At 34.4% G+C, this 14,334-nt stretch carries 11 protein-coding genes; 3 read left to right on the forward strand and 8 right to left on the reverse strand.

All coding sequences use genetic code 11. The features are described 5' to 3' along the window. Positions 1 to 19: 19 nt before the first annotated feature. Both HMPREF0528_RS06755 and HMPREF0528_RS06760 read right to left on the reverse strand, forming a co-directional pair. Positions 20 to 1,186 carry an SIS domain-containing protein gene (locus tag HMPREF0528_RS06755; protein ID WP_004896125.1) on the reverse strand — a complete coding sequence of 389 codons (1,167 nt, stop codon included), beginning with the start codon at positions 1,184 to 1,186 and terminating at the stop codon, positions 20 to 22. Between the two features lie 20 nt (positions 1,187 to 1,206). Beyond that, entirely contained in the window at positions 1,207 to 1,923 is a 717-nt protein-coding gene (locus HMPREF0528_RS06760) for a GntR family transcriptional regulator (protein WP_004896126.1), read from the reverse strand. A gap of 159 nt (positions 1,924 to 2,082) precedes the next feature. On the opposite strand from HMPREF0528_RS06760, the gene HMPREF0528_RS06765 reads away from it, so the two are divergent. Then, the gene (locus HMPREF0528_RS06765; RefSeq protein WP_004896127.1) at positions 2,083 to 5,142 is read left to right on the forward strand and encodes a glycoside hydrolase family 31 family protein; all 3,060 of its coding nucleotides are present in this window, start codon (positions 2,083 to 2,085) and stop codon (positions 5,140 to 5,142) included. Between the two features lie 82 nt (positions 5,143 to 5,224). Here the strand turns inward: HMPREF0528_RS06765 and HMPREF0528_RS06770 are convergent, their stop codons facing one another. The 3 genes from HMPREF0528_RS06770 to HMPREF0528_RS06780 are packed head-to-tail and all read right to left on the reverse strand — an operon-like array spanning position 5,225 to position 7,929. After that, positions 5,225 to 6,043 (reverse strand): alpha/beta hydrolase, encoded by an 819-nt coding sequence (locus HMPREF0528_RS06770; protein WP_004896128.1) that lies wholly within the window; start codon positions 6,041 to 6,043, stop codon positions 5,225 to 5,227. A gap of 12 nt (positions 6,044 to 6,055) precedes the next feature. Beyond that, positions 6,056 to 6,826 (reverse strand): YibE/F family protein, encoded by a 771-nt coding sequence (locus HMPREF0528_RS06775; RefSeq protein ID WP_004896129.1) that lies wholly within the window; start codon positions 6,824 to 6,826, stop codon positions 6,056 to 6,058. Then, positions 6,823 to 7,929 carry a YibE/F family protein gene (locus HMPREF0528_RS06780; protein ID WP_004896131.1) on the reverse strand — a complete coding sequence of 369 codons (1,107 nt, stop codon included), beginning with the start codon at positions 7,927 to 7,929 and terminating at the stop codon, positions 6,823 to 6,825. Before HMPREF0528_RS06780 ends, HMPREF0528_RS06775 begins: the two co-directional genes overlap by 4 nt. Positions 7,930 to 8,033: 104 nt before the next feature. On the opposite strand from HMPREF0528_RS06780, the gene HMPREF0528_RS06785 reads away from it, so the two are divergent. Further along, the gene (locus HMPREF0528_RS06785; protein ID WP_004896133.1) at positions 8,034 to 9,590 is read left to right on the forward strand and encodes a cation:proton antiporter; all 1,557 of its coding nucleotides are present in this window, start codon (positions 8,034 to 8,036) and stop codon (positions 9,588 to 9,590) included. 47 nt (positions 9,591 to 9,637) lie between these two features. On the opposite strand, the gene HMPREF0528_RS06790 is transcribed toward HMPREF0528_RS06785, so the two are convergent. Both HMPREF0528_RS06790 and HMPREF0528_RS06795 read right to left on the reverse strand, forming a co-directional pair. Beyond that, positions 9,638 to 10,360 (reverse strand): coiled-coil domain-containing protein, encoded by a 723-nt coding sequence (locus HMPREF0528_RS06790; RefSeq protein ID WP_004896135.1) that lies wholly within the window; start codon positions 10,358 to 10,360, stop codon positions 9,638 to 9,640. Between the two features lie 29 nt (positions 10,361 to 10,389). Then, a complete protein-coding gene (locus tag HMPREF0528_RS06795; protein ID WP_034525294.1) occupies positions 10,390 to 11,475 on the reverse strand; it encodes a D-alanine--D-alanine ligase family protein in 1,086 nt (361 codons plus the stop codon). A gap of 159 nt (positions 11,476 to 11,634) precedes the next feature. Between HMPREF0528_RS06795 and HMPREF0528_RS06800 the strand changes: the two genes are divergently transcribed. Continuing rightward, positions 11,635 to 13,161 (forward strand): CAP domain-containing protein, encoded by a 1,527-nt coding sequence (locus HMPREF0528_RS06800; protein WP_034525295.1) that lies wholly within the window; start codon positions 11,635 to 11,637, stop codon positions 13,159 to 13,161. A gap of 325 nt (positions 13,162 to 13,486) precedes the next feature. Here HMPREF0528_RS06800 and HMPREF0528_RS06805 read toward each other — a convergent pair whose 3' ends face one another. Beyond that, complete coding sequence (locus HMPREF0528_RS06805) at positions 13,487 to 14,326, reverse strand: hypothetical protein (RefSeq protein WP_004896142.1); 840 nt, start codon at positions 14,324 to 14,326, stop codon at positions 13,487 to 13,489. Positions 14,327 to 14,334: the final 8 nt, after the last annotated feature.

The raw sequence follows: 14,334 nt of genomic DNA on the forward strand, positions 1-14,334 counted from the left end.
TGTTTTCAAAATTTGAATTTTATTTGATGAATTTGTGAATTGTTACTCCCTTAACCACACGGTTAACAGTACCTGTTGGGGATGGAGTATCTGGGGTATTTCCTACTTTGATTGAAGTAAGCAATGCAATTGTTTGTCCAAACATAATATCCGGTAAGGCTAAATATGCATCAGGCACTTCTTTTCCAGCAAAGGCAAAGAATTTCCCATCAAAATCTTGACCCTTTTTAAGCTGACCTACTCCCATTACTAACGGAACAATTTGATCGGCCTTAATCTCATCTAAAATATCCAAATCATATTTTCTGGTGTAGGTATTGTTAGAAACAAAGTCAAAAACAATCGTCTTCTTATCTAAAAATGATTTTGGACCATGTCTCAATCCCATCGAAGTATCAAATAAGGCTGCTACTTTTCCAGCTGTTAATTCCAAAATTTTAAGTCGTGCTTCTTCAGCTAATCCACCTAAAGCACCACTACCAATATAAGTAATTCGATCAAAATCAGTATCAACTAACTTTTGAATTTCATCTTCACGGTCAATTACACTTTGGCCCATTTCAGCAATTTCATTAACAATTGCTTCTTTTTCAGCATCACTTCTAGTATCAAAAACTAATAAAGTAGCTAAACTCATACATGAAAACGAACCAGTCATTGCAAAACCTTGGTCTAATGATTTAGCAGGCATTAAAAGAACTAAGCCATTTGGATCATCTTTTAAGTCTTGAGCCAAATGTCCTTCTGGAGCACAGGTAATAGCAATTTGATATAAATTAGTAACTAATTGCTTAGCAAGTTCAACAGTTGCAACTGACTCAGGGGAATTACCGCTACGAGCAAAAGAAACCAAAATTGTTGGTGTATCTGCTTCAAGATAATCTTCCGGTGTTGAAACAATTTTAGTTGTATCAATTGCTTCAAAGTCGTATTTACTACGGTCTCCATGCTTTCTCAAATAAGGCATTACCGTATTGCCTACGTAAGCGCTAGTTCCTGCACCGGTAAAAATCACTTTTACCTTATCGAATTTTTTAGTAATTTTAGCTAAAAAATCATCGATTTCTGTTTTCTTTTCTTTATATATCTTAAAAGTTTCTTTCCATAAAGAAGGCTGTTGTTGAATTTCTCTAGTAGTAATATCTGCACCCATCTTTTTTAATTCTGCATCGGTTTTAGTAAACATGAGCCTATTCCTTTCAATAATTAAACTAAATGATTGTATTGACGTGATCGATAAATGAATCTATCTCCTCTAGCAAGAGAAATAGTGAACTCGATCGGTACATTTTTATCATTGATTGCCCGTCTAAAAATCTTCAAACTTGCATCCCCAGGCTTAACACCCAAGATTTTGCTATCTTTTTCGTCCAAGTTAACTGCTTGTACATCTTCAAAAGCAAGAATACTTTGTTCATTATATTTTTGCTTCATCACTGTATATAAGTTGTCCTCTAGGTCTGACATTTTTAGATCAGGGAAATTTCTTTCAGGTAAATAAGTTTCTCCATACATTAGTGGTACTCCATCAGCTAGACGTAACCTAACTAATTTATATGCCTTCTCACCAGTTTTTAAATTAAGCTGATTTGCAACATCTTCTTCAGGTGTCACAAGTTCTAATGTGCGGTTTTGTGTTGTTGGCTTGTGACCTGCTTCAGACATCTGCTCACTAAAAGAATACATACTTCCCAAGTTGGTTTGATCTAGATAAATTGTCGAAACAAATGTACCTTTCCCATGCAATCGATAAATAATGCCGCGCTCTCCTAAATCATTTAATGCCAATCGAATCGTATTTCGACTAACACCATACTCTTTCAAAAGTTGTCGTTCACTCGGTAATCGATCATTTGGCTTCATTTCATTCTTAATTTTCTTTTCGAGATCTGAAATAACTTGCTGATAAAGTGGTTTTTTCATCTTCTAACCCCATCCAATCTTTGACTGGTTAGTACCACCTTCTACAGAATATTCCAGAAAGCGCTTTATGTCAAATCTAAAAAAACACGAAACTAATTTTTTCGTTATAATATGAACTATACGTAAATGAAAAATTTAATTTAAAGAAGAAAACTAATTATGTCTGAAATTACTAACAAACAACAACCTCAACATTTAAGTCGTTTAGTCCACGTGGCTAAGGGTACTCGCTACTATGATTTGCAATTTGCAGATGGAACAAGAGCGCGTCTATACATTATTGCTAAAGGTATCTTTCGTTTAATCGTTGATCCAGCAGCAGAATTTAAGCCTTTAACTCCATCATTAACCATCGCAGCAAGTAACTTTAGTTTGCGTCCATTTGAAGATTCCCAGCTTTTAGTAACCGATGAGACTTTCACCATTAAAAGCGGTCAGTTTTCACTTCGCTTACAAAAGAATCCAGCTATCTTCAGTATTTTTGATGATCAATTACATCGCTACCGCATGATGCAAAGTAGTCCAATTGAACTGGGGAGCGATTATTCTAGCGAATTCTTACGTCAGAACAAAAACGAATTCTACTACGGTGGCGGGATGCAAAATGGAAGCTTCAGCCACAAAGGAAAAATTATCGAGATTAAAAATACTAATTTAACTGGTCCCGGTGCTGTTGCTTGTCCAGAAGGATTTTTCTGGTCAAATGCTGGTTTTGCAGAGTTGAGAAACACATGGAAAGATGGTATCTACAACTTTAAGAGTGATGACGGGACTACAGCAGTTATTACCCATCAAACTCCTATTTTTGATAATTTCTATCTTTTAGGAGATTCTCCGGCGGAAATATTGCGTCAGTACTATAAAATTACGGGTTCTCCTCTTTTCTTGCCGAAATATGCACTCGGTCTAGGTTATCTTGGTAATTACCTTGATACTTGTTGGACAGCAGCTAAACCTCAAGAAAATAGTGCAATTAAATTTGAAGACGGCAATACTTATAAAATTGCGCGTAGCAATGATGATATTGCGGCCAAGTCCTCTCTTAATGGAGAAGAACAGTACCAATTTTCTGCTCGGGCAATGATTGAAAGGTACAATTCATATCATCTTCCACTTAGTTGGTTTGTTCCTAACTATGAAAGCAAACAAGACTTAAATGACGATGAAATGAATAATTTAGTTGATTTTGCAAAAGATCAAAATGTAAAAATAGGATTCTATGGATCCTTGCCTACTGATGCATCAGCTAATTTTTTAAAGTTCAAGACTGATCCTGCTAATTTCCCTAATGAAAAAATAATGCAGGACTTTGCTATTGCTAGTGAACCTCTAATTGATAAAAATCAAACCAATCGTCCTTGGGCAATGGCAAGTAATGGCTGGAGTGCTATTCAAACTTTGGCTACTACTGCAAATGAAGGTGTTGGTGGTGAATGGGAACAAATTGCTACTGAAATTGCTAGCTTTTTAAGTATGTCTCTTTCTGGGCAGCCAAATGTAGGAAGTGCTATTGATGGAAAAGAAGGCGGCGGTAATGCACAAGTAAATATCCGTGACTTACAATGGAAAGTCTTTACTCCACTTCTTTATTCAATTGATAATTATGGTAATATCCAAAAAACACCATTTGCATTTAATGCAAAAATGACTAGAATTACTCGCGCCTATCTTAAACTTAGAGAAAAAATCATTCCATATCTCTATACTCTTACGCGCGCGGCTCAAGATGGAATGCCAATTGTTAGACCGCTCTTCTTAGCTTTCCCTCATGAACGAGTTAACTATACTAACCAAGTTAAACATGAATTTATGCTAGGAAATAACCTACTAATCGCTCCAATCACTAACGGGCGAGAAGATCCAAGTGGCGCTTCCCTAAAGGATAACCTCTACTTACCTGATCATCGAACAATGTGGATTGACCTCTTCACTGGCAAAAAACTAATTGGTGGTCGAATTTACGATAAGTTGCATTACCCACTCTGGCATCTTCCTGTATATGTACGCGGCGGTGCAATTTTACAAGAGTCATTAAGAAGTGCCCTTGTTTACCCACAAAGTAAGAGTTCAGCTATTTTATACGAAGATGATAATCAAACTAATGATTATGAAAAGGGCCATGCAGCTACCACGCAAATCACTAGCTCTGTTAGCGGATCAAATCTTCATATTACGGTCTACCCAACTGAAGGCAGCTACACGGGTCTTGAAGAAAAACAAATTACTAATTTAACTATTATGTCTGATCGTTATCCTGGTAAAGTTTCTCTTAAACTAAACGATCAATTTGTTCCACTAACTGAATATAACGATCTTGATAGCTTTAACAAAGCTGAAGAAGGTATCTTCTACCAGCAAGACTATATGCCATGCAAAGAGTTTGGTTACTTTACTGGTCAATTGCAGCCAGCTCTTAGAGTGAGGACGCCTGCTGTTGATATTCATGACAATAAGTTCGAACTGATGATTGAAAACTTTAGTTATGGTAGCGAAGTAGAACAACACGCTATTATTGACTCAGCAATGGCTTCTCCAAGAAGTGCAGCAATTTTAACTGACCGCTTAACTTCAAAGAGCATTACTATTACCTGGACTAATCCAACTAATTTCGCAGATAAAAATATAATGGCCGATATCGAAGTTAACGGAATTGTTCATACTAATATTGACGGTAATACTTTTACTTTCCATGAGCTTGAACCTAATACACGCTACCGCTTCAGAATTAGAAATAAGTTCGGTAATAAAGTATCCGATTGGTCAGAGTACTTTGGCACCCATACAAAGCGTGATCAAATGGATTATGCCATTTCAAATGTTACAGTTTCTAGTACGGGAGAAAGCGAAGAGGATTTACCAGTCGAAAACTTAACTGATCTTAAATTAGCTAGTGAGTGGCTTTCTAAAGATCAAATTACTAAAGATAGTCCTCTAGACTTAACTTTTAATTTCAACCATATTTATAAACTCAGCCGGATGGTTTATGTTCCTCGTTCACGTGATCGCATCGGTCATGTTTTACGTGTTCAAGTTGCTATTTCCAAAGACGGAGAAAACTTCAGCGACTTTAGTAAAGAAATTAATTGGCCAAATGATGCTAAAAACAAGGTAATTGGCTTAAGAGATGTAGTTGCTAAATCAATTAAACTTAGAATTTTGGCAACTTCCGATAATTTAGCCTCTGGAAAAGAAGTTCTATTCTTTATGGCAAAAGAATAAAATTAAAAAGTCCGAAAAGATGAAATGATTGTACATTTCCTTTTCGGACTTTTTCTATATATATTTTTTGTTTCACGTGAAACTAAACGTAAATTTTTCTATCTTTCAACCATTCAAGGCTCAATTCAAACCAATGAGCAAGATGCGCATCAGCCTTACGTTCTTTAGTAGCTAACTCAGGAGTAGCAAGAGAAAAACCATGTCCACCCTTATTAAACAAATGTGCTTCAAAGCGAACCCTATTTTTTCTTAGAGCAGTTATATATTCAATCGTATTATCAATTAAGACAACCGGATCATCTACTGCCTGAAAAATAAAAGTAGGAGGGGTTTGGGGAGTAACTCCGACCGCTGTATCAAGTAAATCTTTTGCACTTGGCATTTTTTCCTTAGCATCAGGCGGTAAAGGAAAACCAATATCTTTAATATTAATTAACGGATAACCTAAAATAGTCGCAGTTGGTAATACTTTATCATGCTCAAAATGATATTCAGACTGCCACTTTTGACTTTCTGCCATTACATTCATCGAACTAACAACATGGCCGCCAGCTGAAAAACCAATTGTCGTAATTTTATCCTTAGCAAGACCTAACTTCTCACTATTTTCTCTAAAGTATGCAACAGCAGTTAAACCAGATAAAGCAGCATCAGGATAAATTCTGCCAGGATCGGTAGTTAAATTATATGAAACTATTGCCGCATCAAATCCATGAGCTGCATAAGCTAGTGCAACTGGTTCTCCCTCTCTCAATGACAAATGGTTAAAACTACCACCTGGAAAGACCAACATTAGTGGTCTTTTCTTTAGGAGGAGTTGCGGATTATCTTGCAAACTATAATAAGTAACGTTAAATTCACGTCCATTAAAATTTGTTAACGTCAAATTCTCTATTTTCATCTTACTGTGCTTCTATTTATCTCTACTTTTATTTTCTTTATTCGTTAAAGTGTGTGCTAAGAATATTGTAGTTAATGGTACCGTTAAAAGCACGCCAATGAACGAATATACAATAATCAAAAACTCATCCACAAAAAGTTTATCATTTAAAATTTCAAATAAGGAATAATTTAGTCTTACATACCAAATAAATATTGGTAAAAAACTACCAAATAAACCAAATAAAATTGTATTCATGGCTGTTCCTAGTACATCCGCTCCAACTTCATTCCCACTTCTAATTAATTGCTTTTGTGTAATGTTAGGATCATGTCGCTTTAACTCAAGCAAGCCCGCACTCATTGCAACACTAGCTTCTGCAATTGCTCCTAGCATTGAAAAGATTGCAACTAAAATTGCGATTTGAGAAAAACTAATTCCTACATTTAATGATAAACCAATTAATTCTTCCCCTGCCTGGTCTCCAAAGCCTTGAGTTTGCGCTAAATTTTCAAATAAGATAATTATCAACATCACAATTAAACTCACACACAGAGCAGTTAAAAACGCATTTTTAGCCACGGTATAATCATGTGTTCCTAAATAAATAATCGTTAATAACTTTAAAGGAATAAATATTGCTCCAACCAATACTATATTTACTCCCCAGGAAATAAGTAGTGCAACTAAAATCAGTAAACAGGCATTGATAACGACGCTTAGATAACTCTTAAAGCCAGTTTTTCCTCCAACTATAATCATTAATACTAGAAGAATTAATAAAAGAGCAGTTAAAGTTGTCATTTTTCTACCACCTCTGCTTTTTTGTTTTTTAAAAAGACAGCACTAGATAGAGTAGCAAAAATCACTGTTAGTACAATTCCGATTGCCGAGCTTAAACTCTGGATGACTCCTAAGGAAAGGGTGTATTTAAAGGTATAGACTAAAGTATTATTATCTCTCAAATACAAAATTGTCATAGGTAAGGCTTCAGCCATAAAAATTAAAACTAGTACATTTATCAGTGGCCCCATAATCTCTTGGCCTAGAGTTCGTCCGCTAATAAATAGATCTTTAAATGTTAGGTCTGACTTATGTTTTGCTAATGCATAAATACTAGAAACAATATCAGTAGCCTCATCCATTACTGCTCCTAGAACTCCTAGAATTGTCTGAGATAAAAATAAAGCTCGAGGATCTTGAGTAGCATAATCTACTGCTTCATAATCAATTCCCCGCTCATGAGTTAATTTCATAACTAAATAAAAGATGCCAAAAGAGACAAAAACTCCTAACAAAGTAGCAGTTAAAGTCACCAGCATTTTTTGATTAAAGCCTTGTACTATTACCAGAGAAATAAAAGTAAACAGAATTGCTGCAATACTATAAATTAAGAAAATTCTTGTTCCATTTTCCTTTACATCACTTTTAATTACAAAATAAAAAATTATACTATTTAAGATCATTGAAATTAAAAGTAAGCTAGCCTGTTTTCCTGTAATTAAAACAATTACACTAATCGTCAAAAACATGCTTAAAACAACAACCCAGTCACGTTTTGGTTCAACTAATTTAGGTTTGCCTTTAATAAATGAAACAATTACACGTTGATGAGGTCGATACTTTTGTGAAACAGCTTGAGACGGCGAATAAGTATTAGTAACTAAAAATGTCTTTCCCTTATATTTTCCAGACAAAATTTTTAAATGTAGATTTTGTTGCCGTACCTCGTCTTTGTTTTCATAGTTGTCTTTTGTCTTATCGACTAATGTATCTGTTATTTGCCTATCAGTAATGACCGCAATTGGCTTACTTGCAAAAGCAGTTGAGAAATAGGTAATTAGAGTAAAAAATATTCCCACAACTACCACTGCTAAACTAAGCCAAATTTTTGCATTCTTTTTCACTTTTTTGCCTTCCCTAAATAATTTAATGGTGAGTATGCTACTATAGTAGCATTAAAAGTTTTTACTAATTATTAAAAAATAGTAATTTATCTGAGGTAGATTTAATGGAACTTATGATTTCAACTTTTACCCTAGCAATTGCTGCAGCAATTAGTATTATCATTGCCCAAGCAATTGATAAGGTATCTGTTAACTATGTGAGCATGATCATTGGGATAATTATTGGTCTAATTCCCTTATTAAACAGCCAAGTTGCTAGCTTTGATTCAGAAACTTTTATGGAATTGATCGTAGCTCCACTTTTATTTTTTGAAGGTCAAAAAACTAGAATTCATAATATTAGTAGAAGAATTAAGGAAATCATCGGATTAACTGTAATTATGGTTCTTCTGGCCTTAATAATCAGTGGATTCAGTATTTATTTATTCACTAGCATTAGTCTTCCACTAGCCTTTATCATTTGTAGTATCAGTACTCCAACGGACGCAACGGCAAGTGAAGCCGTGACTAATGGTTTACGAATGCCTAGACGGGTAACTTCCTCCCTAAAAGCTGAGTCACTTTTTAATGATGCTTCGGGAATCATTTTACTTAATATGAGCTTGCTTTGGTTTGCCAATGGTTACATCAATTATGGACAAACCATTAATGACTTCTTTGTTTCCTCATTAGGTGGAGCAGTATTAGGTTTTGCAGTTGCTTGGATAATCATTATTTTTCGTCAAAGTCTCATCAGATCACGATTTAATTCTTTAAATGCACAGAATTTAATTTATATCCTTACCCCGCTAGCACTTTATGCGTTAGCAGAAGATTTACATGTTTCCGAAATTATTGCAGTTGTGGTTGCTGGCTTATTACATAATGCAGAATCTCAGCAAAGTTTACTTCTTAATTCAAGACAAATCCATATGGGACGAGACTTGCAAAATCTTATTTCAGATATTTTCAACAGTATGGTTTTTATCATTTTGGGACTAATGATGGTCAGAATATCCCGGAATAAATTATTTAATGGTGACTTAGCCAAGTGGATTCTTGTTGGCTTCATTGTTTATCTCGCAAATTTACTTGTTCGTTATGTCTATGGACGTTTAGTTATTCGCTATGATCGACGAGAAAGTACTGTATTTTCACTTGGAGGTATTCATGGTGCTGTTACTCTTGCTCTAGCCTTAACAATTAGTGCTAACTTTTTAGGAACTAAAAACTACAATCTAGTTATTATGTCTGAAGCAGTTTTAATTATTTTGAGCATGCTTGTACCCACGATTATATTTCAATTTATCCTTCCACATGAAGTTAGTGATGAAGAAGCACACATTGTTATGGAGAAGATCCGTAATGAAATGGTTAAACGAGCTCTAATTTCAGTCCATAAAATGTACCTACCTAAAAGAGTTAAGCGTCATGTTATCTATACCTTACTCAATCAAAAAAGAGTTGTTAAAACACGAGAATACATGCGTGTGTTGCTAAAAACAATTGATCAGCCTAATCTAACTAAATCAGAACAGTATTTACAACGTTTAGCATTTTTTAGAGCATTTACTATTGAGCGTGAATATTTAGAAATGATTGGACAAAAAGAGAGTAAATATAGAACGTATATCTTAAGTCTGTATAACGACGTATTACTAGCTGAATCATTAATTATTTAATCTGACGATGAATAAAAAAATAGGATGCCGCATTTCGGCATCCTATTTTACTTGAAAAAGCGATCCCACCAATGGTGTTTTTTCTTAGGGCGAATTTGCATTTGGGCTAAAGTACGGTGAATATTTTCTTCCACCTGTTGTTTACGCCTTTTTTCTTCGTTCTCTCTAGCTTTTCTTAAAATTTCTTCATGAGCTTCTTGCTCACTTTTTTGTTCTTCAGTAATCTCTTTGGCAGCTTCCTGATCTTTATTATTAGCTTCTTGTTTTTCTTTAGAACCATCCGATTCTGGTTCAGCTAATTGGTGTGAACGATCAATTAATTTTTTATTTTGAGCTTCAACACGTGCTACCTGCTTCTGCAAATCCTCAATTGCTTTGTTCTGACTTGCAATAGTATTTTGTAGCATCGTTAAAAGTCTTACTACTTGATCAGCATCAACAGTGGCAGTATTAGTAGCAACTGATTTTTGCATTTTTGCTGCTTTTTTAACTTCTTCAGTTTTCTTATCGCTTACTGCAAAGATTTGTCTAGCTGCTTCTTGCAAGGTTAAATCAGCATTTTTAGACAATGCTCTAAAAGCTTTTAAATCTTCAATATCCTTTGCCGAGTACAAGCGAGACTTTTGCTTGGTTCTTTCATAGTAATCTTTATTTCCAGTAACCTTTTCCACGATTAAAGAATACTTTCTTAACGTTGCTACGCTAATATGAAGTTCTTCCGCCGTTTTTGCTGGGGCCTCAAGTTCTTCAAAATTATGGTCGCTTGCCATCCTAAATTCTCCCTTTACTTAAACTAAGTTTAATCATGTTTATGTAACAAAGTCTTCTTATGATCGTAGCGTTCCATTGCGTAATCAATTAATTTAGTAATTAAGTCAGTGTATGGAATTCCAATTTCTTCAAATAACTTAGGATACATACTAATATTAGTGAAACCAGGAAGAGCATTTACTTCTGTTAGAACAACTTCATTATCTTCACTACGAAGCATCGAATCGATACGAGCCAAGCCGCTACATTCAGTTGCTTGGAACACCTTTAAGGCATTCTTTCTAACTGTTTCAACAATTCCCTCAGGAAGCTTAGCAGGAATTTCTAAAGTTGATGTTGAGTCATCATCATACTTATTTTCATAGGTATAGAATGAATCTTTTGCGTTAATAATTTGACCAACACCAGCAACGATTGGTTTATCATTGCCTAAAACAGCAGTTTCTACTTCAGTACCATGAACAGTTTCTTCAACTAAAACCTTATCATCGTATTTAAAGGCTTCCGCTAAAGCAACCTTATATTCTTTTTCGTTAGTAACATGACTTACACCAACTGAAGAGCCTTGGTTTGATGGTTTAACAAATAAATCTGAACCCAATTGGCTAGCTACGTATTCATAGTCTAACTTCTCGTTATCTGGATCGTTATATTCAAAACGCTTAACTGCAATCCATTTTGCTACAGGAACACCAGCACGTTGAGCGAGGATCTTAGTCATTTCCTTATCCATCGTTACAGCTGCTGCTAAAACATCGTCTCCAACAAATGGTTTATCTAAAACTCTAAATAGTCCTTGTAAACAACCATCTTCACCTAAGTTTCCGTGTACAATTGGGAAAAATACGTCAATTTCAGGACGATCTTTTAACTCAATAATATTAGAAATATTAGCTACTTTATGAGGATTAGCCACTTCCATTTTAGGATTATCTAATACTTTGCGAGAATCTGCATCATCAGCTAAGTATCCATCGTTAGTAATCCACATTGGATAAACATCAAATTTATTAGTATCAATTTCTTCATAAATGTTGTGGGCAGACATGATAGAAACTTCATATTCTGAAGAATTTCCACCGAAGATCAAACCTATCTTAATTTTGTTAGTCATATTTTTATCTCCTTTTTGTCCTCGAAACCTTATTATAAACAATCGTGACGCTATAATGCATCAATTTCGAAAAAAAGTCTAAAAAGAATGCAATTTTTTTATAATTACGTTATATATATTACTAGCATGCTACTATATGATTCGCTAAAAGGAGTAATTATGACTTTTACCAAAAAAGCAGCCACTTTTTTAGCAACTATTGTGTTAAGTACAACTACTTCTACCGTTATAGTTACTAACGCACAGGCTGCAACCTTTACTAAAGATGAAATTCAAGAAGTTCATCAAATTCAAAATCAATATAAAAATTTACCTAAAGATAATTTTAATGCAGATACTCTTTATGCCAGCACTCCTCATCTCACGGCTCCCTTTTCACCCGGCTCTGTTACAAATTCTTATATCACTTCTCAATTAGATTATATTAATTTTTACCGAGCTTTATTTGATTTACCAAGTATTTCAACAAATAAAACCGATAATGATAACGCTCAAATCACGGCAAGCGTTATGGCTGCAATCAAAGCTAACCCATTCACTAACCAACATGGCTTCCCTAGTGAAACCAAACCTGATTATATTAATGATACGTATTGGACAATTGCCAAAAACGTCTCTGCAAGTTCAAACCTTAACTTTAATGTAAGTAATCAATCTGCTGGGGACGTAATCACAGATTTATTAACTGATACCTATAATCTTGATGGTTCAGACACGGGACACCGCGCATGGCTTTTATCTAGTCGACTTACAACTACAGGTATTGGCGCCGCTTATGGGGAAAATAATTATCGCTATTCTGTTCAACAAGTTGCCTATCCAAGTGATGGCTATAAAGCAGCTGCAAAAAGTACAGTTGCTTATCCAAATAGTGGCGTTTTTCCAATCGAATTACTTCAGGGAAATAATATTGCTTGGTCACTCTACTTATCTGACAAAACCATTTCTGGTATTCCCAAAATTACAATTACTGATCTCGATACCGGTCAAACAAGTCAAGCAACAAAAGTTAATAACTTTAGTAACAAAGGATACGGTTATTTCGACACTATTCTGACCTATTTTCCTGGAGATATTAAGTTAGTCTCAGGACATGAATATAACGTAAATATTTCTAATGTCTATCAGTACAGCTTTAAGCTTTTTAATCAAGTAGCGGCCAATCAACCAAAATTAGAAGTTTCGGAAGATAGCACTAAGACTAAAAACAAGGTTAAAAATTCATCTACTATCTCATCGTCTCAAAATATTAAAGAGGCTACTGATGAAACAACCCGCAATATCTTAAAACAAGCTGATGATCCTTCTTCAAATACAACTATTAAATCTGCTCTCTTACTTCAGGCAGAAGAGTTACGTGATTCTTTAAATAAAAATCGTCGCATGAACCCGATAATTTTTGGTCGTTCTTATCAAGACGGTTACTCTTACTACAATTTAGGTGAAGATCAATGGTTCCATAATTTCTATGTTTACAGTAATCCAGACCTAACTGCCGGCGTAGTAAATATTGATAATAGTTCTCTTGATACTCATATTTACACTAGCCCTTATCCTAGTTTACAAAAAACAACTTCTAATCACGTTACCCCTGGAAAAAGCTATGCTTATTGTCAATCTATTACAACCAACCATACAACTTGGTATTATCTTGGTAAAAAGCAATGGATTAGGCAATTTAATTAATAAACTAATACTTTAAAAGATCTTATAAAATAACTAATTTGTAATTTAAGAATATTCTTTTGGTACAATCCAAACATATTATATTATTTAAGAATAATTATTGGTTTCAACTTGATTTAAAGCTTAATTACTGTAAAAATAAGTATTGAGAAATGGTTGAGGACCCTTACAAGAGCCATTATGGCTGTTGCATATTACAATTATTTTATACCCTAACTACTTTACACTTACTTGAATACAATTAAGATCATCCAATCCGGCGCCATTTCCCAAAAAAAGGTCTCAGGTTAAAACCTGAGACCTTTTTTGTGTGCTTATTAAAATTTTATTCAGCGCTAGTAATTTGCCAAGTAATAGTACTAATTACAAATAAAACTACACCAACAATTACTAATTCCAAGAAAATGCCACTAGCTACTTCTAAAAAATAACCAATATTTAAAATAAAGCTTTCAACATCAAAAATTGTTGGAATAAATGCTAGTAATCCAAAGATCACAATCATACAAATTGCTGCTCTCATCCCTCCAGCAGCAACCATCTGAATTAAACGTCGAGTTGAAACAATTTCGTGCAATCTTTTAATTTGCTGATAAGCTAAGATACCTACAAAAATAATTATCAAAATGCTCAAAACTAACAACACTATTTCAACGTTTGCCATTAAGGTGGCATTTGCTAAGCCAAAACTCGTTATAATTGCATATAGACCACTATTTTTATTCTTCCTGAGCTTTTCTTGTACTGATTTGGCTTCCATGGAAGAATTATCATCTATTTTTGTTAATATAATTTTTCTAATTTGACCAGCTAAACTTGAATTTTCAGCTCTAAATAGATGGATGCCCAAGGTATAATCAATCATCGCATCTGCAATTGGTCTTGTTTGTTCAACGGTAAGAAGATTATTAGTGCTATTATTACTACTTCTATCAGCACCAATTGCCGCAGCGAAATTATCAAATTTCTGATTAATATATCGTTCAGCTACTACTCCGTTGCTTTCCTTTGCAATTTGACTCTTCATAAAAATTGGATTCATAAAAGTTACTAAGCTAAAAAATAAAACCACAATTGTAAAGATTGCAATTCCAAAGGATCTTTTATCATGCACAGTTTGAGCTTGATCAATTCTACGTAACTCACTGCGTGTGCGTACTGCCATTTCCTAGA

The organism is Lactobacillus johnsonii ATCC 33200 (assembly GCF_000159355.1).
In the GTDB taxonomy this organism is placed as follows: Bacteria; Bacillota; Bacilli; order Lactobacillales; family Lactobacillaceae; genus Lactobacillus; species Lactobacillus johnsonii.

What these genes read in the sequence shown, in the direction of transcription:
- HMPREF0528_RS06765 (WP_004896127.1), top strand. Translation starts at nt 2,083, where the DNA reads ATGTCTGAAATTACTAACAAACAACAACCTCAACATTTAAGTCGTTTA.
- HMPREF0528_RS06790 (WP_004896135.1), bottom strand. Translation starts at nt 10,360, where the DNA reads ATGGCAAGCGACCATAATTTTGAAGAACTTGAGGCCCCAGCAAAAACG.
- HMPREF0528_RS06760 (WP_004896126.1), bottom strand. Translation starts at nt 1,923, where the DNA reads ATGAAAAAACCACTTTATCAGCAAGTTATTTCAGATCTCGAAAAGAAA.
- HMPREF0528_RS06775 (WP_004896129.1), bottom strand. Translation starts at nt 6,826, where the DNA reads ATGACAACTTTAACTGCTCTTTTATTAATTCTTCTAGTATTAATGATT.
- HMPREF0528_RS06755 (WP_004896125.1), bottom strand. Translation starts at nt 1,186, where the DNA reads ATGTTTACTAAAACCGATGCAGAATTAAAAAAGATGGGTGCAGATATT.
- HMPREF0528_RS06805 (WP_004896142.1), bottom strand. Translation starts at nt 14,326, where the DNA reads ATGGCAGTACGCACACGCAGTGAGTTACGTAGAATTGATCAAGCTCAA.
- HMPREF0528_RS06785 (WP_004896133.1), top strand. Translation starts at nt 8,034, where the DNA reads ATGGAACTTATGATTTCAACTTTTACCCTAGCAATTGCTGCAGCAATT.
- HMPREF0528_RS06770 (WP_004896128.1), bottom strand. Translation starts at nt 6,043, where the DNA reads ATGAAAATAGAGAATTTGACGTTAACAAATTTTAATGGACGTGAATTT.
- HMPREF0528_RS06795 (WP_034525294.1), bottom strand. Translation starts at nt 11,475, where the DNA reads ATGACTAACAAAATTAAGATAGGTTTGATCTTCGGTGGAAATTCTTCA.
- HMPREF0528_RS06800 (WP_034525295.1), top strand. Translation starts at nt 11,635, where the DNA reads ATGACTTTTACCAAAAAAGCAGCCACTTTTTTAGCAACTATTGTGTTA.